17 protein-coding genes are annotated in these 20,216 nt (G+C 47.3%); 10 read left to right on the forward strand and 7 right to left on the reverse strand.

Features of this window, described 5'->3' with window-relative positions:
- Nucleotides 1-65: 65 nt before the first annotated feature.
- The 3 genes from FD977_RS03515 to FD977_RS03525 are packed head-to-tail and all read left to right on the forward strand — an operon-like array spanning nucleotide 66 to nucleotide 3,660.
- A complete protein-coding gene (locus FD977_RS03515; RefSeq protein WP_215306386.1) occupies nucleotides 66-1,787 on the forward strand; it encodes a glycosyltransferase family 39 protein in 1,722 nt (573 codons plus the stop codon).
- On the forward strand, nucleotides 1,784-3,040 hold the full coding sequence (locus tag FD977_RS03520) for an exo-alpha-sialidase (protein ID WP_215307029.1): 1,257 nt from the start codon (nucleotides 1,784-1,786) through the stop codon (nucleotides 3,038-3,040). Before FD977_RS03515 ends, FD977_RS03520 begins: the two co-directional genes overlap by 4 nt.
- The gene (locus tag FD977_RS03525; RefSeq protein WP_251369530.1) at nucleotides 3,037-3,660 is read left to right on the forward strand and encodes a hypothetical protein; all 624 of its coding nucleotides are present in this window, start codon (nucleotides 3,037-3,039) and stop codon (nucleotides 3,658-3,660) included. The genes FD977_RS03520 and FD977_RS03525 overlap by 4 nt, the downstream gene beginning before the upstream one ends.
- 68 nt (nucleotides 3,661-3,728) lie before the next feature.
- On the opposite strand, the gene FD977_RS03530 is transcribed toward FD977_RS03525, so the two are convergent.
- The 6 genes from FD977_RS03530 to fabI are packed head-to-tail and all read right to left on the reverse strand — an operon-like array spanning nucleotide 3,729 to nucleotide 10,066.
- Nucleotides 3,729-4,721, reverse strand: a complete 993-nt coding sequence (locus FD977_RS03530; protein ID WP_215306388.1) for a tripartite tricarboxylate transporter substrate binding protein — start codon at nucleotides 4,719-4,721, stop codon at nucleotides 3,729-3,731.
- 59 nt (nucleotides 4,722-4,780) lie between these two features.
- Nucleotides 4,781-5,626: a CoA ester lyase gene (locus FD977_RS03535; protein WP_215306390.1), complete on the reverse strand. Its 846-nt coding sequence runs from the start codon at nucleotides 5,624-5,626 to the stop codon at nucleotides 4,781-4,783.
- 31 nt (nucleotides 5,627-5,657) lie between these two features.
- Nucleotides 5,658-7,028: an MmgE/PrpD family protein gene (locus FD977_RS03540; RefSeq protein WP_215306392.1), complete on the reverse strand. Its 1,371-nt coding sequence runs from the start codon at nucleotides 7,026-7,028 to the stop codon at nucleotides 5,658-5,660.
- Between the two features lie 14 nt (nucleotides 7,029-7,042).
- Entirely contained in the window at nucleotides 7,043-7,927 is an 885-nt protein-coding gene (locus FD977_RS03545) for a MaoC family dehydratase N-terminal domain-containing protein (RefSeq protein WP_215306394.1), read from the reverse strand.
- Between the two features lie 31 nt (nucleotides 7,928-7,958).
- Complete coding sequence (gene chrA / locus FD977_RS03550; RefSeq protein WP_215306396.1) at nucleotides 7,959-9,284, reverse strand: chromate efflux transporter; 1,326 nt, start codon at nucleotides 9,282-9,284, stop codon at nucleotides 7,959-7,961.
- Nucleotides 9,281-10,066, reverse strand: a complete 786-nt coding sequence (gene fabI / locus FD977_RS03555; RefSeq protein ID WP_215306398.1) for an enoyl-ACP reductase FabI — start codon at nucleotides 10,064-10,066, stop codon at nucleotides 9,281-9,283. Before fabI ends, chrA begins: the two co-directional genes overlap by 4 nt.
- 50 nt (nucleotides 10,067-10,116) lie before the next feature.
- Here fabI and FD977_RS03560 point away from each other — a divergent pair, with 50 nt between their 5' ends.
- From FD977_RS03560 to FD977_RS03580, 5 genes are all read left to right on the forward strand, one after another.
- Complete coding sequence (locus tag FD977_RS03560) at nucleotides 10,117-11,985, forward strand: extracellular solute-binding protein (RefSeq protein WP_215306400.1); 1,869 nt, start codon at nucleotides 10,117-10,119, stop codon at nucleotides 11,983-11,985.
- Between the two features lie 11 nt (nucleotides 11,986-11,996).
- Entirely contained in the window at nucleotides 11,997-13,061 is a 1,065-nt protein-coding gene (locus FD977_RS03565) for a microcin C ABC transporter permease YejB (protein ID WP_215307031.1), read from the forward strand.
- A complete protein-coding gene (locus tag FD977_RS03570; RefSeq protein ID WP_215306402.1) occupies nucleotides 13,058-14,083 on the forward strand; it encodes an ABC transporter permease in 1,026 nt (341 codons plus the stop codon). Before FD977_RS03565 ends, FD977_RS03570 begins: the two co-directional genes overlap by 4 nt.
- Nucleotides 14,080-15,759 carry an ABC transporter ATP-binding protein gene (locus tag FD977_RS03575; RefSeq protein ID WP_251369531.1) on the forward strand — a complete coding sequence of 560 codons (1,680 nt, stop codon included), beginning with the start codon at nucleotides 14,080-14,082 and terminating at the stop codon, nucleotides 15,757-15,759. The genes FD977_RS03570 and FD977_RS03575 overlap by 4 nt, the downstream gene beginning before the upstream one ends.
- 126 nt (nucleotides 15,760-15,885) lie before the next feature.
- Nucleotides 15,886-16,569 (forward strand): C40 family peptidase, encoded by a 684-nt coding sequence (locus tag FD977_RS03580; RefSeq protein WP_251369532.1) that lies wholly within the window; start codon nucleotides 15,886-15,888, stop codon nucleotides 16,567-16,569.
- On the opposite strand, the gene FD977_RS03585 is transcribed toward FD977_RS03580, so the two are convergent.
- Nucleotides 16,566-17,480, reverse strand: coding sequence for a patatin-like phospholipase family protein (locus tag FD977_RS03585; protein WP_215306404.1), 915 nt, complete (start codon nucleotides 17,478-17,480; stop codon nucleotides 16,566-16,568). The genes FD977_RS03580 and FD977_RS03585 overlap by 4 nt on opposite strands.
- Before the next feature lie 202 nt (nucleotides 17,481-17,682).
- Between FD977_RS03585 and scpB the strand changes: the two genes are divergently transcribed.
- Together scpB and FD977_RS03595 are read left to right on the forward strand one after the other, a co-directional pair.
- A complete protein-coding gene (gene scpB, locus FD977_RS03590) occupies nucleotides 17,683-18,408 on the forward strand; it encodes an SMC-Scp complex subunit ScpB (protein ID WP_215306405.1) in 726 nt (241 codons plus the stop codon).
- 6 nt (nucleotides 18,409-18,414) lie between these two features.
- Nucleotides 18,415-20,157 carry a pseudouridine synthase gene (locus FD977_RS03595; protein WP_215306407.1) on the forward strand — a complete coding sequence of 581 codons (1,743 nt, stop codon included), beginning with the start codon at nucleotides 18,415-18,417 and terminating at the stop codon, nucleotides 20,155-20,157.
- Nucleotides 20,158-20,216 lie beyond the last annotated feature (59 nt).

The raw sequence follows: 20,216 nt of genomic DNA on the forward strand, positions 1-20,216 counted from the left end.
CTAAAAATGAGGGTATTGACCATGCCAGTTTTTAGTATTCCACTCTAAGCCTATAAACTAGCAATATGCGAGGCTCATTTACCTACCGAAATGCTATTTTCATCCTTCTTCTAGGTGTATTTACCTATCTATATGGTTTAGATAGTCGCTTTGCTCCTAAGAATGGGGACGAGTACCCTTATATGCATATCGTCCGAATGACCGCGGATGCTGGCGCTTGGTTACCCCTTCAGTCTGAGATGGATGGAATTAAAAATACCAAGCCTCCTTTGGTATTTTGGGAGGGCATTGCTAGTACCAGTTGGGGAAGCGACTGGACACTCTTCGCACTGCGTTGGCCTAGTGTTGTGTATACCGGCTTAACCGCACTTTTCTTATTTATGGCTGTATCTCGTTTTAGCGGAAGAATGCAGACTGGCTTATTGGCCTCTTTAGTATGGCTCTCCTTTTTTGCAACTTACCGCTATGGTCGTCCATTCTTAACAGATCCCCCCGAAGTGTTTTGGTTAAGCCTGCCTTTCTTTGCGCTGCTGTATTGGGGTAGAGCCGCTTTTGAATCAAAGCTTTTATTTCCTGTGTTGGCAGGCGCCTCTTTTGGCATGGCCTTGCTGTCAAAATCTTTTGCCTATATTGTTCCTGCAGCATTTGCTTTGGGCCTATTCTACTGGCGCTGGCGTGAATGGAATATCCCCAAGGTCTTACTGCAAGACCTTTATAAAGTCTTATTGATTGCTGTTCTAGCTTTGGGTGTGTTTGCACTTTGGTTTGTGCTGGATCCTTTCCCTGAAGCGGTTTGGAAAGAATTTGTTCTAGGTGAGAATGCCGGTAAGTTTGAAGCGCGTAGCTCTAACTATGTATTAGATTTAGTACGAGGCGGCGATAGTGTTTGGATGCTGGCTTTAACGACTTTAGCTAATGCTGGACTCTTTACCTTTGTATTGATTTCTGCATTGATTCAATGTTGGCGAGAGCGGCGTTTTATGTCTCTTGAAGAGAGTCTTTTGCTACTCTTGGTCTTAGCCTTTTTCATTGTGTTTAGTTTGCCAAGTCAGCGCTCTGGGCGTTATCTACTTCCAGTGATGCCAGCTTTTGCTGCTGTGATCGCACTGTATTGGGATCGATTGCCTGTATGGGGATTTCGGATTGCATTACTACTGCAGTTGCTATTACTTGCTGCGCTTGTTTGGGTAGGCGGTAATTTACAGCTGTCAAACTTCTTGGGTCAGCCCGGTATCTGGAGTTATTCCCCTTTGCATTGGGTTTTTATGGGAGCCGTAATAGCCCTAGTGTTGCTTGGCATATTCAATCGAGAGCGTACTAAGGTAATCGCTTTGGCGGGCTGTTTTCTTTGCTATTGCGCACTCACTAGTGGCTTATCGCCTCTCGAAGGTAGCTTAGGTCGGTACTCGCAAGCGACTATTCAAGGTCTTACCGGAAAAGATGTTTGGGTGCCTTGCGACTATCGCGCCAAGGATGAAGAGTATCGACTCTTATTGCCCGGAGCAATATTGCATGGCTATTTGGCAAAGGATGCCAGTCAAATTGATTTACTGACGAATACTTATCCAATAGTAGCGGTGCAGTCAGCAATTGGCGTAGAACCCGCGCTGTGCAATTCTTGCAAGATAGTGGGTAAGCGGATGGAGATGCGAGCACGCCATTCTGATGCAGAAATTCAGGCGATACTCAAGGGTCATATTGGAGAACACTTGTTTGTGAATGAATATTTAATTGCTACTCCTGTAACCATTGCGTTGCCATTAGTAGGTAAGGATGCTTGTCGATGAGCCGTGTGATTGCCTTTTGTTTCTTATTGCTGGCCTCGGTGCTGGCTTATCTCCACATTGACAGTCGCCCAGTGTGGGCGCCGTTTGCAAGCAACTACTCAATTCATAATCCAAAGCAACTTGATGATGCATCTGAGGTAACTGAGAATGCTAAGCCAGCAAAGACGCTGAAAAATACTGCACCAGTAAAGTCACTAAAGTCTGTTCAGCCTAGCCTGCAGACAGATTGGTTGCCTGACACTGGCGCTCCTTCAGTACATGCCGCCTCTTTAATTGCGCTTAAGGATAGCGCAGTGAGGGCCTTCTGGTTCGCAGGTAGTCGAGAAGGTGCTCCAGACGTAGTCATCAATACATCTGTTTTTGATCCGCAGACATCTCGATGGAGCGCCCCAACAGTTGTGATGGATCGCGTTAGTGCTGAAAAAGGCTTGTCTCGCTATATTGCTAAGTTAGGCAATCCTGTTCCAGCCAGAATGGCCGATGGCCGCATGCAATTATTTTTTGTCACGGTTTCTATTGGAGGTTGGGCTGGTAGTTCAATTTCTTCAATGATTTCAGATGATGAGGGTTTGACTTGGGATCGGCCGCAGCGCCTAATCAGCTCCCCGCTGATTAATCTGAGTACCTTAGTAAAGTCACCAGCCATGGCATTTGTGGATGGGCGACTGGGTTTACCGGCATATCACGAGTGGATTGGTCGCTTTGGCGAGTTTTTGAGAATCGATGCGAGTCAGGTAATCGATAAGCGACGCATGAGTTCGGGTAGAAGTGCAATTCAGCCGGTAGTTTTTACAGATGACCCACAGACAGCAGAGGCTTTCTTTCGCCAAACTCGACCTAGCTCTCAGCCAAAGCAAATCCCCACAAGTGAGACTAAGGATGCTGGGCAATCATGGACGGTAACAAAAGACCTGGAGATTCCAAATCCCAATTCAGCGCTTGCTGCACTCACTTTAGCAAATGGCACAAGATTGATGGTGTTAAATAACATCGAGGCAGCGCGCTATCGCTTGGTGATGGTAATGCGTGAGCCAAGCTCCCCTCAATGGCAAGTAGTGCAGGTACTCGAGGATGATGAATCTTTACTAAATGATCGGTATCGAGAATTCTCCTACCCATATTTGATTTCTGCGAATGGTGACGATGCACATCTTGCCTATACCTGGAATAGAACAAAGATTAAGCATGTGTATTTTCCGGCTGTCTGGTTTAAGCATGCCCTCAGTAGTCTGAAAGAAAAGGAAGCGCAATGATGACCCCTTATTTACAGCTGATTGCTCTTCTAGAGATGTCACTTACCTGCGCGGTAGTGCTGATTATTCTGTCGCAAAAACTTTCCTCAAAAGAGATTCCATTTGCTATTCGCTTGCTTGTAGTCTTGTTGCTAGTAAACCTATTTTTCTGGCCACTAGGAATGTCGCTGGAATTGCCTTTATCTGCCTATGTTCGCGGAGTGACTGGTGAGTTCAGTATTGTGACAATACTCTTGCTTTGGAGTTCTATTCTTCCGGCTGCTAAAAAAACACCAATGGGATTTAAAGTGCCAGTGACCTTGATTGCGATTATGTTTTATCCCTTGGCGCTAGGTCTTGGCATGTTCGATCCCTATGTTTGGGGTTACGGTTCTATTGGCCTTTTAATCGCTACTATTTTCTTTGCCATCGTTTGCGGCCTTGCTGGCTGGACTAAGGGTGTTTGGATTCTATCCTTTGCGATCATTGCGTGGGTAGCTCATTGGCATGAATCTGCAAATCTCTGGGACTATCTCTTAGATCCCTTCTTGGCTATTTGGGCTTTACTAGCAATCCCGAACGCGATTTATCAGAAGCGTCACGAGAGAGCTCAATCAGGTTATCTGTTTAGGGCGGATTAATTAGTGAGTTAGGTAATAAAAAAGCCAGCAGAGATTTGCTGGCTTTTTTGTTTACCGCTATTCCGAAATTAATCTGGAATGTTGGCTTTACGAATCACTGGACCCCAGACGTTGATTTCTTTTTCAAGGTGATCCTTGAGGCCTTTGGCGGATACTTTATCCATTGGCACGATATCAATGTTGGCATCATCCAAACGCTTCTTTACGTCTGGCGTATTCAATGCTTTCTTGAGTGCAGCATTGATTTTGTCCAGAACTGGCTGTGGAGTGCCTTTTGGTGCATACACACCGTGCCACACTTTGACTTCAAAGCCTTTGAGACCCTGTTCGTTCAAAGTGGGAACATTGGCAATTGCAGGCAAACGCTTCATCGTGGTTGTGCCAAATGCTTTTACACGACCGTCCTTAATATAAGGAATAGTTTGTGTTGTCTGATCGCACAAGAGGTCAACTTGACCACCCAAGAGGTCAGTCAAAGCAGGACCAGTTCCTTTGTAGGGAATATTGGTCAACTTAACACCAAGACGGCTTTGGAATAAGAGACCGCATAGTTGTGAAACAGCGCCAGGACCAGCGTTAGCCATCGTCACTTTTGAGCCGTTAGCCTTGATGTAAGCCTCAAGTTCTTTAAAGTTGTTTGCTGGTAAATCTTTTTTACCGAGCAAAACCATTGGCACGTCAGCAACTTGGCCAATGTACTCAAAGCTAGTCATTGGGTCATAGGGGAGTTTGTCATACAGCGCATTTGCTGTAGCCATCCCCATGTGATGAATATAGATGGTGTAGCCGTCTGGAGCTGCACGGGCTACTTTAGTGGAGGCAATTGTGCCGCCAGCACCTGGCACGTTCTCAACTACAACGGTCTGACCTAGAGACTGACCCATTGGCACCGCAATTAAGCGTGCGATAGTGTCAGTAGGACCACCAGCTGCAAATGGAACAACCATTTGAATTGATTTAGTTGGCCAATCCTTTTGGGCAGATGCAATATTGCTACCCAATAAAGTACTGGCGCTGATAACAGCAGCAATTCCAGCGAAAAGGGTTTTCTTGAATTTCATTTAAGTCTCCGTTAATGTGTGATGCGAGCCAATTTTGCCACTATTAAACACTATCAGCCCTAGGGTTTACCAGCAATCGCCAGAGTTCTTTGGGCTAGCAGAACGACTGGACGGTCAATCATGCGGCCATCTAATTTCACTGCGCCTCCTTTAGACGCCTTGTCAGCCTCGATGACCCTATGAGCCCAAGAAACCTCTGCATCAGTGGGCATAAAAGAATCCTTTACTAGGGGAACCTGTTTTGGATGAATGCACAGCTTGCCACCAAAGCCCATTCTTTTGGCACGCTCGGCATCGTCGGTGATGCGCTCAATATTGTCTGTAGAGGGGGTAACCCCATCTATTGGAGGGGCAATTTGGGCTAAGCGTGATGCCAGGACAATCTGAAAGCGCGCTGTTTGTAGTTCAGTTTCTTGTGCGTCACAGATCATGCCTAAGTCTGCTTGCAAATCAATATTGCCTAAGGCTAAGCGCAAGACTTGTTCAGAGTTTGCGATTTCATTGAGGCGATCAAGACCGATAGCAGTCTCAATCATTGGAATGATGGCCGTGTTTGGAAGGATTTGTGCTGCGCCATTGATTTGATCGAGAGACTCACTTTTTGGAATGAGTAAGCAAGCGGCATCTAACTCTTGGACCAAGATGAGGTCTGCCGAATAAAAATGACTGCCAGGAGAATTTGAGCGAATGATCAGACGCTTTTTTTGTTCTGCAGTGAATGAAGGCCAGGCCGCACGTATTGCTGCACGAGCAGATTCTTTATCTTCGTGGGCAACTGCATCCTCTAAATCGATGATGACGCCATCGGCACCACTATCAAGTGCTTTAACAAAGCGCTCCGGGCGCATCCCCGGAACAAATAAGAAAGTGCTACTAAAGCCGATAGGGGTATCAAGTGGATTCATGAATGTGGCTTTTTAAATATGAGGAAGAGCTTTAGGAGATCAATAGACCTATCTTGGACTGCTTACGGATATTCCACAAGCGCTCAATAGCGGCGCTCATCTCAGTTGGGCTTGCGCCGCCACTAAATGCAGCCAGACGCATAGCCTTATCGGTAATTTCAGGGCGACTCAGAGTATTGCCGGGATCGCCTTTGGGTTCGTCTACGCGACCTTCTAAAACCTCACCACTATTTAAATGGACTTTGACTTTACCAATCCAGCGCTGAGGGTAGGCGCCATCCACTTCGGGATCCAGCACCATAGTGACGCGATCACGGAATGCGCAAATGGCTTGATCATGAAAGTGCTGATCAAATTCTTGTAGACCTGCAAATTGATAGTGAGCAATCAAGGCTAATACAGTGCCCATAGAAAACTTAGACTGGTGAATAGTCGCGGGATCGGTCACCGGGCCAAGCACATCGATAGCGCCTTGATGAACCAAGGTTTCTACTTTGGCGATATCGCTAGGCTTGAGGTGATGTGCCAGCATGACTTGTAACAAGGCATCTGCGGCAGGGTGGGTGTGACGGCATGATGCGTGATATTTGAAGCTCGTCTCAGCAATAGTCCAGCGGCTACCTAATCGATCAATCAACTTGCTAGGATCTGCATCGCTTGACATACCAGCAGCTAAACCTTGTTTGCCTTCCAAAATGTGTTCGGCACCAGTAAAGCCTGATTGCGCCAGATAAGCCGACATCAAACCGGTAGAGGCAGCGTGTGCAGTATGTAATTGTTTAGAGTCGGCGGCATCGCGCAGAAATTCCCAAAGGCCAGCGGATTGGGTGCCAGCTGAACCGAAGGCATGCAACATTTGAGTAGGGTTCAGTTTTAGTAGATGACCTACTGCAGCGGCTGCAGCTAAGGTACCCGCAGTACCCGTAGTATGAAATGTCTTGTAGTGTGAGCGGCCTAGAAATTCTCCAACCCGAATACCGACTTCATAGCCAGCAATAGCAGCTACCAGAAGATCTTCGCCTGAGGCGCCAATCGTTTGCGCCGTTGCTAATGCTGCAGGAAATACCACGGTGCCTGGATGAAAGACAGAGCCATTGTGAACATCATCTTGCTCAGCTACATGTGAAGCTGCAGCATTAGCGAGTGTTGCCAAAAAAGGGCTCGAGCTTTTACGGCTAATCAGAATTTCAGCGGAACCAGGATTGGCGGTATTAAAGCCACCCATGTTTTGTGCAAACTGTGTCATCGTTTCTACTGGGCGTGAACCTTTACCAGCAATGGCAGAGCCAAACCAATCCACCAGTAAATCTTCGGTGCGTGCAATCACCTCTGGGGGAATGTCGCTAATCTTTAATTCAGCAGCAAATGTCGCTAAGGCTTTGGATAAGTGTGGAGTAGTCATTGAGTAAAAATTTCCTAAGCTAAAACTGCAGTGGCTTGCATGGTGAGCCAGCCTTCGTGATCCTCGGCCCAAATGGAGATCGTTTTTCCGGAAGGATCTTTCTCCAAATCAGGCTTAGCGCTCACCTTAAATACATTGATATCAAAAGTCGGGCGAATGGCGCGGAACTCAAAGCTCTTTAACTTGCAAGCTGGAATACTCTGACGCACAAGATCCACCAACAAAGTCGCAATTAAAGGGCCGTGAACAATTAAGCCGGGATAGCCCTCTACTTCAGTAACATATTTACGATCGTAATGAATGCGATGACCATTAAATGTCAGTGCTGAGTAACGGAATAACAAAACATCATCAGGAGCGATTGTTTTAGACCAAGTGGCTCCCGTAGGAGCTGGTGTTGGTGCCACTGGCTTATCATCTGGTCCGGGAGCATCGCGATACACAATGTCATGCTCTTCAACTAAAGCCAAGCCATGTTGATTAGAGATGGTGTGTTTGACTAATACAAAGATGAGATCGCCAGTGCGACCCGCTTTGTGTGTAACAGATTCAATTTTGGAGGTGCGCTCGATTTCATCGCCAACTGCCAGAGGCGCCAACCATTCAATTCGACTACCGGCCCACATGCGACGCGGCAATGGGACGGGGGGTAAAAAGCCACCACGCTTGGGATGACCATCAGCGCCGATTTCTGATTGGAGAGCGCAAGGTAAAAAATAGAGCCAATGCCATAACTCTGGCAGAAAAGTTCCGTCATTTGGAGCGGGATCAGGCCGATCGAGTGTTGCTGACAGAGCTCTGACAGGTGCAGCGGTAACAGTGTCTTGAAGGGTCTCAGTTTTACCGAGCCATTCTTGGAGGTGAGTGATGGTTTGGGGTTCAATTCGCATAAGTTCCATTATGCCAATTTCAGCCCCCAATACAGCCTTGCTAGATCAATAAAGTAGTCAGTAAATAACTCAGAAGCCCAGCTAGGGCTGAACCGATCAACACACTGATAACCCCTTTTTGATACTTAAAGAGCGCTAAACCTGCAAACAAGGTAATCACAATCGAAATCCATGAGATTGAACCACCAAGGCCATGCGGAAAAAAGACGTGATACGCAAAGAACAGACCTAGATTAGCGATGACACCAACCACTGCTGCAGAGATGGCAGTCAGGGGCGCAGTAAAACTCAGCTTGCCATGGGTGGATTCGATGAGTGGACCACCGACCAGTACCAGGAAAAAAGAAGGTAAAAAAGTAAACCAGGTGGCAACACAAGCCCCAAGCACGCCAAACCAAAACGGATTTCCATTACCAATCAGATGTTGAATATGGCCAGCCAGATATCCAACAAAAGCCACCACCATGATGAGTGGTCCGGGAGTGGTTTCTCCAAGCGCTAAACCATCCATCATCTGACCTGCGCTAAGCCAGTGGAATTGATCTACTGCACCTTGGTAGACGTAGGGCAGAACTGCGTAAGCACCACCAAAGGTGAGGAAGGCGGCTTTAGTAAAGAACCAAGCAATTTGTGGGTAGAGCGTTTTCCAGCCAAATATCAGTACTAAGGCAATAAATGGAATTAACCAGAGCGCGAGAACAACTGAACTCTGTAGTGCCAGTTTCTTTTTGGAAAACTGAGCATGGTCTGGAGTAGGGGTGTGATCATCAATTACTGCGGGAGCGTGAGTCGCTGTCGATTTATCGTGAGTGGCAGTTTGCTGAAAATATTCTGGGTAGCGTTTGCCACCCCAGGCGCCGATCAATGCAGCAACGATAACGATGATCGGGAAGGCCAAATTAAAAACAAAGATCGCCAGAAAGGATCCGATTGCAATCCAACGTAGTGCTTGATTGTGAAGCGTGCGTTTACCAATGCGAACTGCTGCATGAAGGACGATAGCGGTGACGGCTGGTTTGATGCCAAAAAAGATGGCAGCAATCCAGGGCACTTGCCCAAAGGTGAGGTAGATCCAAGATAGGCCGATCAACATAAAGAGGGAAGGCAGAACAAAGAGGGTGCCCGCTAAAACACCACCCCAAGTGCGATGCATTAGCCAGCCGATATAAGTGACTAACTGCTGCGCTTCAGGCCCAGGCAACAACATGCAATAGTTGAGCGCATGTAAAAAACGCCGCTCAGAAATCCAGCGACGCTTCTCAACAAGCTCTTGATGTAGGACGGCTATCTGTCCAGCGGGCCCACCAAAACTAATAAAGCCCAGCTTAGCCCAAAACTTCAGGGCCTCGCGCAGTGGAACGCTCAAACTTCTTCCATGCCGCCAACCACTTGGCTAAAGCCGTTATCGACATAAATGATTTCAGCAGTAATACCGTTTGCTAAATCAGACAATAGGAAGGCGGCGGTATTGCCAACATCATCAATTGTGACGTTGCGACGCATGGGGGCAGTTTGCTCAACTGCTTCCAAAATCTTGCCAAAGCCTTTAATGCCAGCAGCAGCCAAAGTTTTAATCGGGCCAGCAGAGATTCCGTTAGCGCGAATGCCTTTAGGTCCAACTGAGCCAGCGATGTAGCGTACCGAAGCTTCAAGTGAGGCCTTAGCAAGTCCCATAGTGTTGTAGTTGGGAACGTTACGTAAGCTACCGAGGTAAGTTAGTGTCAATAAGGAAGATTTATCGCGCAACATGGGCAAAGCTTCTTTTGCCATCGCCGGGAAGCTGTAAGCAGAGATGTCATGAGCGATTTTGAAGCCTTCACGAGAAAGACCTTCTAAAAAGTCTCCAGCAATGGCTTCGCGTGGTGCAAACCCAATCGCATGGACAAAGCCATCAAACTGCGGCCAAGTCTTAGCTAAACCCTTAAAAAGGGCAGAAATCTGCTCATCACTGCCAACGTCGCAGTCAAAAATCAGTTCGGTATTGAATTCTTTGGCGAAATCGACAATGCGGTCTTTGAAGCGCTCACCAACGTAGGTAAAGGCCAGTTCAGCACCCTCGCGGTGGCATGCCTTGGCAATACCATAGGCAATAGAGCGGTTAGAGAGAAGCCCGGTAATCAGGATTTTTTTGCCGGAGAGAAAGCCCATGTTGTTTCCTTTACTTCAAATATGATTAGCTATCTACAATTGTTGCATATATGTCCACCCTAAACCCCATTCGCCAAATAGCCCATTTCTTGCTACTAGCCATGCTAGTGGGGCTTGGGGTCAATGTAGCGCAGGCAGCTCAAGGGATTTCCCAGTATGGCAAGCCTAAATATGCCGAAGGATTTGCTCATTTTGATTACGTGAATCCTCATGCCCCTAGGGGAGGTACCCTCACTTTACCCAACCCAGGGCAAAGAACCAGTTTTGATAAGTTCAATCCTTTTACTCTGCGGGGTGTAACGGCGCCCGGAATTGAGTTGATGTTTGAATCTTTGGCCGAGGGAAGTGCTGATGAGGTATCAAGCATTTATGGTTTGCTTGCTGAAGACATTGCTGTTGCTCAAGACCATAAGTCGGTAACGTTTCGCATTCGTCCTGAAGCAAAGTTTTCTGATGGTAGCCCAGTCTTAGCTGCAGATGTGAAACATAGCTTTGATGTATTAATGAGTGGTAAAGCGCATCCACGCTATAGAACTACCTTCGCAGATATCAAAGAAGCGGTTGTGTTATCCGATCGAGCAGTGCGTTTTGATTTCAAAAACAACAATACAGAATTACCTATTTTGGCGGGAACACTCCCTATCTTCTCTCGTAACTGGGGAAAGAATCCGGACGGTACGATCATTCCTTTTGAGAAGATTGCCTTTGAAGCACCATTGGGTAGCGGGCCTTACCTGATTGAATCCTTTAAAGCTGGTAAATCCATTGTCTATAAGCGAAACCCGCAATATTGGGCCGATCAATTAAGCAAGCCTTTAAATGTTCGCGTTGGTTTTTATAACTTTGATCGCGTGCTTTACAAACTCTATAGTGACGATGCTGTTCGTCTGGAGGCCTTCAAAGCGGGTGAGTTCGACGCCATCGTTGAATACCGCGCCAAGATTTGGGCTAAGGGCTATGTGGGTTCCAAGTTTGATAACGGTACCCTATTGAGGAAGGCATTCCTCAATAACAACGGGGCAGGGATGCAGGGTTTTGCAATGAACCTTCGTCGCCCAATCTTCAAGGATGCTCGAGTACGAGAAGCTTTGGGTTACGCCTTAGATTTTGAATGGCTCAATCGCCAAATTTTTTATGATCAATACAGTCGTATCAATAGCTACTTTCAGAATAGCGATTTGAGTGCGAATTTTGATGGACCGCGTAAGCCCACTGAAGCAGAACTAAAACTACTAAGACCATTAAAAATAAAATACCCACAATGGGTGCCTGACGCAGTATTTGATCCAATGCCCCCGGCCCCATCCACCAAGTCGCCAGATAGCCTACGTCAAAATTTAAAGAAAGCCCGCGAACTATTGATGCATGCTGGCTGGCAGTATCGCGATGGCGAATTGCGTAATGAAAAGGGCGAGCCATTTCGTTTTGAGATGGTGGAGAATGGCGGATTCTTTCTTAGGGTAATTTCGGCTTATGTGCGTAATTTAGAGAAGTTGGGAGTTCAGGTAGATATCCGAACTAGCGACTTCGCCCTTCATCAAAAGCGGATGGATGAATTTGATTTTGATATGACGACAGTTCGTTTCCCAGATTCGCAAAATCCTGGAAATGAACTATGGGATCGCTTTGGTAGTCAGGCTGCCAAAGAAAAAGGATCGGATAATGTTATTGGCATTAAGTCACCAGTAGTGGATGCCTTGATTCAGGAAATTACTAAAGCACAAAATCGCGAGGAGTTACGTGCCGCTACGAGAGCCTTAGATCGCGTACTCTGGAATAGTTATTACGTCATTCCACAGTGGTATAACCCAACGCACCGGGTTGCCTATCGCAAAGAGATGCGCTATCCAGAGCCTCCCTTGTACTACTCAGCGGAGCCTTGGATTATGCAGAACTGGTGGAAAGAGGATGCTAAATAATGCAAGGTCAAATGCGCGCCTATATCTTTAAACGCCTACTGTTAATGATCCCAACCTTATTGGGTGTACTGACCTTGACCTTTGCAGTCGTCCAATTTGTACCCGGCGGCCCAGTGGAGCAGATGGTCTTGGAATTAAAGGGCAAGGGTGCTGGAGCAACCGGTGGATCAGAGTCATCGGGTGCTGGAGCAACCTATCGCGGGCGTCAAGGTGTTGATGCACAACGCTTGGAAGAGGTTAAGGCGCTCTACGGATTTGATAAGCCACCAGTAGAGCGATATTTCATGATGCTGGGACGTTTTGCCAGATTCGATTTAGGTCAAAGCTATTACCAGCACGAAAGTGTCTGGGGCTTAGTAGTTTCTAAGCTGCCCGTATCGATCAGCATTGGTTTGTGGACCTTCTTTATTACATACCTGGTATCCATTCCTTTGGGTATTGCCAAAGCAGTGCGCGATGGCTCTCGCTTTGATGCAGTTACTAGCAGCTTCATCTTGGTCGGTTATGCCATTCCAGGATTTGTATTGGGAGTACTCCTCCTTGTCCTCTTTGGTGGCGGCAGTTTTTTGCAAATTTTTCCACTACGCGGACTGACTTCAGATAACTGGAGTGAGCTCAGCATGATGGGCAAGATAATGGACTATTTGTGGCATTTAGTTTTGCCGATCACCGCTTCTGTTTTAGGTAGCTTTGCAGTGATCACGATGCTGACGAAGAACTCCTTTTTAGAAGAGATCCGCAAACAGTATGTACTGACTGCGAGAGCTAAAGGACTCACCGAAAAACAAGTGCTGTGGAAGCATGTATTCCGCAATGCGCTCCTTCCCTTGGTGACTGGATTTCCAGCAGCATTTATTGGTGCTTTCTTTACAGGCTCGTTACTGATCGAAACCCTATTTTCTTTAGATGGACTGGGTTTACTTTCTTATGAGTCTGTCATGCGACGTGACTATCCAGTAGTTTTCGGAACACTTTATCTTTTTACGCTGATTGGCTTATTTACTAAGTTGATTTCGGATCTTTGTTACGTCTACATTGATCCGCGCATCCAGTTTGGTGCGGGAGGTGGCTCATGAGTCGCTGGCATCGATTTAAAAATAGTCGCATGGGTTATGCCAGCCTTTGGATTTTCATGATTCTATTTGGCCTTTCTATGGGCGCTGAGCTGATTGCGAATGACAAACCTTGGGTAGTGCGCTATGAAGGAAAATTTTATTTCCCGATTGTGAAGTCACAACCCGAAAGAGTGTTTGGTGGTGACTTTGCGACGCCAACCGATTTTTTAGATCCGGACATTCGTCATAACATTACGAGTAATGGTAATTGGGCAATTTACCCACCCATTCCTTATAGCTATGAGACGCTCAATTACTTCTCAAAAGAACCTAATCCCGCACCACCATCACTTGATAACTGGTTAGGCACTGATGATCGTGGGCGCGATGTCTTATCTCGTTTAATTTATGGCTTTCGTCTATCGATTTTGTTTGGCTTAGCGCTCACCATTGTCGGTGTCAGTGTGGGAATTATCACTGGCTCCTTAATGGGATTTTTTGGCGGAAAGTTTGATCTGGTTTCTCAGCGTTTGATTGAAATTTGGTCGGCGATGCCAGAGTTATATCTACTCATCATCTTTGCCTCCATTTTTAATCCAAGCATTTGGCTCTTGATTATTCTGCTGGCAGCATTTGGTTGGATGGGTTTATCTGACTACGTGCGTGCAGAGTTCTTCCGTAACCGCGCTCTGGAGTATGTTCGTGCAGCCCGAGCATTGGGATTGACCAATCTTCAAATCATGCGTCGTCATATCCTGCCAAATAGTTTGACGCCCGTTATTACCTTTCTTCCCTTCAGAATGAGTGCAGCGATCTTATCGCTTACCAGTTTAGATTTCCTGGGTTTGGGTGTGCCACCAGGAACGCCCAGTCTTGGTGAATTGCTCTCCCAAGGAAAAAGTAATTTGGATGCGTGGTGGATTTCACTATCAACCTTTATTGTTTTAGTAGCCACCTTACTCTTGCTTACTTTTATGGGCGAGGCACTACGCGATGCCTTTGATTCTCGTAAGTCAGGCCCGATGAGTGGGGGTCGCTCATGAGTGAAAAGACTAATTCAAATAAACCAGTAATTCCTTTACTGCGCTATGAAGATTTCTCAATTTCATTTGGTTCAGGTCGGCGTGAAAAATTTGCCGTGAGCCATCTTGATCTGGAGATTGGCGTGGGTGAGCGCGTTGCCCTAGTTGGAGAGTCTGGTTCAGGCAAGACGCTGACTGCTTTAGCGCCACTGCGTCTTGAGCCTGAGGGTGCAAAAACATCCGGACGAATTTTGTGGAATGACAAGAGTGCAGGTACAAGTAATTCTTCAGTAAATTTATTGGATTTACCAATACAAGCTATTCGTGAGATTCGGGGTCGTGAGATTGCAATGGTGTTTCAGGAGCCGATGACTGCACTCAATCCTTTGTTTACTATCGGCAATCAGATTGTGGAGGCGGTACAGATTTATGAGCCATTAATTTCTAAGGCCGACGGAATGTCTGCTGCAATTGAGTTGCTCAAAAAAACCGGTATTCCTGAGCCAGAGAAGCGCTTCCACTCTTATCCTCACCAATTGTCTGGTGGACAGCGTCAACGCGCCATGATTGCAATGGCATTGGCGTGTAAGCCAAGATTACTTATTGCAGATGAGCCTACTACTGCTTTGGACGTTAGCTTGCGTTTACAGATTTTAGATTTACTTAAAGAGCTGCAAGAAGAGTCTAAAGATCATGGCGGTATGGCAATCCTGTTGATTACACATGATCTCAACTTGGTTAAGCATTTTGCTCAGCGCGTTGCTGTTCTCAATCAGGGCAACCTGATGGAGGTGGGGACTACAAAGCAAGTCTTTGAGCATCCAGATAACGCGTATACAAAAGCCTTAGTCAACAGTGTGCCGGTGCGCGATTTAGCGCCAGTAATTCCTTTGGCGCCCGTCTTATTGAAGACGGAGAACTTATCTGTCTCTTATCCAGGCACAGAGTCAACCTCTTGGTTTAAAAAATCTCCACGTCATCAGGTCTTGCGTAAGCTTGGCTTTGAGCTAAAGCAAGGACAGACTATCGGAGTGATTGGCGAGTCTGGTTCAGGTAAGACTACTTTAGGTATGGCGGTTTTAGGTTTATTGGGTGATTCTGCAGCTGAGATCACGGGCGCAGTGGATGTGCTGGGTAAGGATTGGCAAAAGTTAAAGCCCTTAGAGCGCCGAGCCATGCGCTCTAGTTTGCAGGTGATTTTTCAAGATCCATTTGGCTCACTTTCTCCGCGTATGAATGTGATGCAAATTGTTTCAGAGGGTTTGGATGTGCACTTTCCGAATTTGTCTGCGGCGGAGCGTGAGTCTCGCGTCCTGGATATTTTGCGAGAGGTGGGAATTGATCGTTCCGCCCTCACGCGTTATCCCCATGAATTTTCTGGTGGTCAGAGGCAGCGCATTGCAATCGCTCGTGCTTTGATTCTGAAGCCGCAGATCTTGGTATTGGATGAGCCAACTTCGGCATTGGATGTATCGATTCAAAAACAGGTGCTCGCTTTGCTAACTGAGCTCCAGAAAAAATACAACTTGGCTTATTTGATAATTAGCCATGATTTGGCGGTTATTCGGGCAATGTCACATGAGGTGATGGTGCTCAAAGGGGGAAGAGTTGTGGAGTTTGGTGATACCGAGACCCTCATTAAGCACCCTCGTCAGACTTATACCAAAGAGCTTTTTGCAGCCGCTGAACTGAGCTAAATAGGCCCTGCAAGGCGCTAAAGTGGTGCATTTACGCCCCATAATGGTAAATATGCCATTAAAAACAAAGAGTTATCCCAAGGTTTAGCACTTGGTGAAATAGATCTTCTTTGTTAGAATCGCCCGGTGTCACTTAAAAAAGACCTCTTGCCAACGCTGATTAAGCTGTTGCCGATCGCTGCGTTGATTGCAATCACATTGGCTGCCAATCCTGCACGAGCTGCGGATGCTGTTGCTGATGCCGCAAAAGACCTGCCTGCAGAAGTTGCTAAAGAGACTCCCAAAGAAACCATGTTTCAGGCGGGTAAGTCTTACTTTGCTCGTGTGTCAGATCGTTTGGCAGATTCCGTTACCGGCAAATCAGATGAATTAATTAATCGCGCTATGGAAGTGATTGGCGTACGTTATCGCTGGGATGCAGAGTTACCCCAATCTGGTTTGGACGGTAGTAGTTTTGTTGGCTATGTTTTTAAAGATAAGCTGGGTTTTTTATTGCCACGCAAATCTACTCAAATGAGCCGAGTGGGCAAACCGATTACTCGTGAAGAATTGCAACCTGGTGATTTAGTGTTCTTCAACACCATGCGTTTAACTTTCTCTCATGTCGGCATTTATGTTGGCGACAATAAATTCATTCACTCCCCATCTAAAGGTACCAGCGTCCGTGTAGACGACCTTGGTAGCCTCTACTGGGATAAGCGCTTTGATGGTGCTCGCCGCCTCGACGGCAGTGACAACTTGGGTGATGCAGAGCGTCAAGAGTTGTTGAATGAAGTGAATAAGCTCAAGCGCAAGTCTCGCAGTCTCTAGCCCTTTAGGCGCTCTTTAATTAACGCCATTTGCTCCTGTGCCGCAACCTCCCCAGCAAGGATGGCGGCATTTCTAGATTTGAAGTCACCGCTACTCATTTGCTTGAGGTGAGGTGTAATCACAATATCCGCGCTCTTCAATTCATATTGATTGATGCTTCGCTGCATGATGGAGATGGTTTGTTGCATAACGCCAAAGGTTCCGCTGGCATCTTGATGAACGGGTTCTGATGAGATGTTGACCGCGATGATGATGGTTGCGCCCATTTGCCTTGCATAGCTGACAGGTACGGGAGCAACTAGGCCGCCGTCAACATACTCTTTGCCGCTGATGACTGCTGGCTGGAATACGCCTGGAACACTGCAGGAGGCTCTAACCGCTAAACCTGTATTGCCAGAGCGAAACAAAATACCTTTGCCTGATTGCAGTTCAGTCGCCACAATTCCTAGGGGTATGCGCATTTGCTCGATAGACTTATTTTGTACTTCACGATTCACCATGTTCTGAAGTGCATCCCCTTTAATCAGACCTCCAAATCTTCCCGCAAAAGGCAGGCCCCAGTCGGCAATGGTTGCCTCGTCAAGAGTTAAGGCGAGTCGATTGAGATCATTTCCGGTGGCGCCAGAGGCAAGTAGTGCCGCAATCACGCTTCCGGCACTGCTGCCGACCACGATATCGGGGCGAATACCTTGCGCCTCCAGTGCCTTAATAACGCCCACATGAGCAAAACCTCGGGCGGCACCCGCCCCCAAGACAAGGCCAATAACAGGCTTGCGACTACTTATTAGACTGCACCCGGTCAGGCTTGAACTCCCAATGAGAGCCCCTAAACCTAGGCCTAAGCCCAGAAAACGACGTCTTGTGTCGGCCTCGGGGGGTAAAAGAGGGGGTAGGGCTGTAATTTCGTGCATATAGCTATTGTATTGAGCCTCCCTTATAATAGTGACAGGTGAGCGAAAAAGACTTCGTTTCAGCGCGGGTAGTTCTCCCATATGAATTTTTGGAGATCAATTGCCCGTTGTAGCTTCACAGCGCCACCAAAACACTACCAACCCATTACTGAAATACATTTTTTATAGTCTCATCAGGTCCTTACCTGATAGCCCGAATTTTATGGATGATCACAATAAACGCGTAATTGAAACAGCCCTCTTGTGCGCGCAAGAACCACTCACAGTTGCTGATCTGACGCGCTTATTTGTCGAAGATATTGCTGCTGGCGAAGTTGATGGCGCCCTTTTAGAGCTTCAAAAGGCTTGGGAAGACAAAGGCATGGAGTTGGTTCACATTGCAACAGGCTGGCGCTTTCAGAGCCGCTTAGTGATGCGTGAATATCTTGATCGCTTGACTCCAGAAAAGCCGCCAAAGTATTCTCGCGCGGTGATGGAGACCTTAGCAATTATTGCCTACCGTCAGCCGGTTACACGTGGCGAGATCGAAGAGATTCGTGGCGTTGCAGTCAGCAGTAATGTGATGAAGCAGCTTGAGGACCGGGGTTGGGTTGAGGTGATTGGTCATAAAGAGACCATCGGTCGCCCAGGCTTATATGCCACCACCAAACAATTTTTAGATGACTTGAGTCTTACTAATCTACAAAGCTTGCCAATGCTAGAAGATGCTGCACCGATGGCCGCAGCTGCGCAATTAGGTCAGGCGGTAATGGAGTTTGACCCTACTGCTACCGTAGAGACAGTCATCGAGTTGGATGAACACGGTCAGCCCATCATTCAGCTAACAGATGATGCATTGGTAAACGAAGAATCCATTAATGAAGATGCAAGTGAAGTAGTAGAAGAAGTTACTCCAGAGTCTGAAGACAAATCAGACGAACAAAAATAATTATTAATGACAAGTCATAACGAAAACGATTCATCTCCGATTAAACCTACATCGGATAACTCTCCTGGTTCTGAGTCTGCACCCAATCATTCAGAGGGTGCAAAAGGCGAGGGGCGCGAAGGCGGCCCACGTCGTCCACGCCGTCAGGGTGCAGGCGCAGGCAAGCCATTTAATAAGAAACGTCCATTTAACAAGGATCGTCCTCGTCGCGAGGGCGAGGGTGCTAACCCACCAGCTGCCAAGCTTGCACCGAATGCAGCAGAGAGTGAAGCCTTATTTGCTTCAGTGGTCTCTGGAGAATTTGATGCTGCATTAGATGCGCCTGAAGTGCTTGAAGTTAAAAATCCGGATGGTGTGAATGAGAATGAGATTTCTCATCAAACTGGTGCGGAGCGTCGCGCACAACGTGTTCGTCATGACGAAGATGCTGATACACCTAGCGATGATGAGATGAGTAGCTTGCAATTTGCCAACATCGATGATTTACCGCTCAGCTTGCGTGATGAAGTATGGTCAGACTTAGATGGTTTAGATGACGAAGCTGACGACGAAGATACTGTCAAGTTGCACAAGGTATTGGCTGATGTCGGTATGGGTTCACGTCGCGATATGGAAGACTTGATTATTCAAGGGCGCGTATCCGTGAATGGACTACCAGCCCATATCGGTCAGCGTATTGGGCCTACTGATCAAGTTCGCATTAATGGTAAGCCGGTGCATCGCAAGATTCAGACTAAGCCACCACGCGTGATCATGTATCACAAGCCTTCCGGCGAAATCGTGAGTCAGTCCGATCCAGAGGGTCGTCCAACTGTATTTGATCGTTTGCCAAAGCCGCGTCAAGGACGTTGGATTGCGGTAGGGCGTCTGGACTTTAATACCGAAGGTTTATTGCTATTTACGACCTCAGGTGAGCTGGCTAATCGCTTAATGCATCCCCGTTACGGTGTTGAGCGCGAATACGCTGTCCGTATTTTGGGCGATCTGAGTCAAGAAAACACGGCTCAATTAAAGAGCGGCATTACCTTAGATGACGGCCAAGCCAAATTCTTACGGCTTTCTATGGGTGGCGGAGAAGGTGCGAACCGCTGGTACCACGTTGCTTTGACAGAAGGTCGTAACCGTGAGGTGCGCCGCATGTTTGAAGCAGTTGGGCATGTCGTCTCTCGCTTGATCCGTACGCGTTACGGCATTTTCTTATTACCTCCACGTTTGAGACGGGGCAAATGGGAAGAGATTGAGGCCGGCGGTATCTATAACTTAATGAAGTTTGCGGGCTTAAAAATGCCTCAACCCCAAGATAAAGGTCGCGGCCCAAGTTCTGGAACTCATGGAAGAGACCGTAATCCTGCTTCCAGCGGGGATTTTCAGCCGGATCCAATGCAAACCTCGGTTTCTTATTGGGGTTCGCGAGATGCATTAACCCAGGCTAGTGGTCATGGTGCTCTTACGCATCAAAGTCGGGGTGGCAAACCTGGCGGTGGTGGTTCGAGCGAGGGCCGTGGTCCTTTCCGTGGTCGTACCCAGGGTGGGCGTCCAGGCGCAGGTGGTCAGGGCGGTCAAGGTGCTGGCCAAGGTGGCCAGGGTCAGAACCGGAATAAAGGCAAGAAAGTTCATCATGGACAGTCTGCTTTTGTAACGGCAAGCCCCCAAAGCCCAGGTAATGGCCCTAAACGCGGAGCACCAAAAGGGCGTAAACCCTTCAATAAAGGCCCTAGAAAACCGCGAAATCCAAGCGAAAGCTTCTGATTTTGATGAGTTTTCCTCTAAATCAGCTATAATTTTGGTCTTACGGCAGTTTGCTGCTG

The organism is Polynucleobacter sp. AP-Elch-400A-B2 (assembly GCF_018688355.1).
Lineage (GTDB): Bacteria > Pseudomonadota > Gammaproteobacteria > Burkholderiales > Burkholderiaceae > Polynucleobacter.

Bases quoted from the DNA above. Each gene is read 5' to 3' on its own strand.
- FD977_RS03515 (WP_215306386.1), top strand. From the start codon at position 66: ATGCGAGGCTCATTTACCTACCGAAATGCTATTTTCATCCTTCTTCTA.
- FD977_RS03520 (WP_215307029.1), top strand. From the start codon at position 1,784: ATGAGCCGTGTGATTGCCTTTTGTTTCTTATTGCTGGCCTCGGTGCTG.
- FD977_RS03525 (WP_251369530.1), top strand. From the start codon at position 3,037: ATGATGACCCCTTATTTACAGCTGATTGCTCTTCTAGAGATGTCACTT.
- FD977_RS03530 (WP_215306388.1), bottom strand. From the start codon at position 4,721: ATGAAATTCAAGAAAACCCTTTTCGCTGGAATTGCTGCTGTTATCAGC.
- FD977_RS03535 (WP_215306390.1), bottom strand. From the start codon at position 5,626: ATGAATCCACTTGATACCCCTATCGGCTTTAGTAGCACTTTCTTATTT.
- FD977_RS03540 (WP_215306392.1), bottom strand. From the start codon at position 7,028: ATGACTACTCCACACTTATCCAAAGCCTTAGCGACATTTGCTGCTGAA.
- FD977_RS03545 (WP_215306394.1), bottom strand. From the start codon at position 7,927: ATGGAACTTATGCGAATTGAACCCCAAACCATCACTCACCTCCAAGAA.
- fabI (WP_215306398.1), bottom strand. From the start codon at position 10,066: ATGGGCTTTCTCTCCGGCAAAAAAATCCTGATTACCGGGCTTCTCTCT.
- FD977_RS03560 (WP_215306400.1), top strand. From the start codon at position 10,117: ATGTCCACCCTAAACCCCATTCGCCAAATAGCCCATTTCTTGCTACTA.
- FD977_RS03565 (WP_215307031.1), top strand. From the start codon at position 11,997: ATGCGCGCCTATATCTTTAAACGCCTACTGTTAATGATCCCAACCTTA.
- FD977_RS03570 (WP_215306402.1), top strand. From the start codon at position 13,058: ATGAGTCGCTGGCATCGATTTAAAAATAGTCGCATGGGTTATGCCAGC.
- FD977_RS03575 (WP_251369531.1), top strand. From the start codon at position 14,080: ATGAGTGAAAAGACTAATTCAAATAAACCAGTAATTCCTTTACTGCGC.
- FD977_RS03585 (WP_215306404.1), bottom strand. From the start codon at position 17,480: ATGCACGAAATTACAGCCCTACCCCCTCTTTTACCCCCCGAGGCCGAC.
- scpB (WP_215306405.1), top strand. From the start codon at position 17,683: ATGGATGATCACAATAAACGCGTAATTGAAACAGCCCTCTTGTGCGCG.
- FD977_RS03595 (WP_215306407.1), top strand. From the start codon at position 18,415: ATGACAAGTCATAACGAAAACGATTCATCTCCGATTAAACCTACATCG.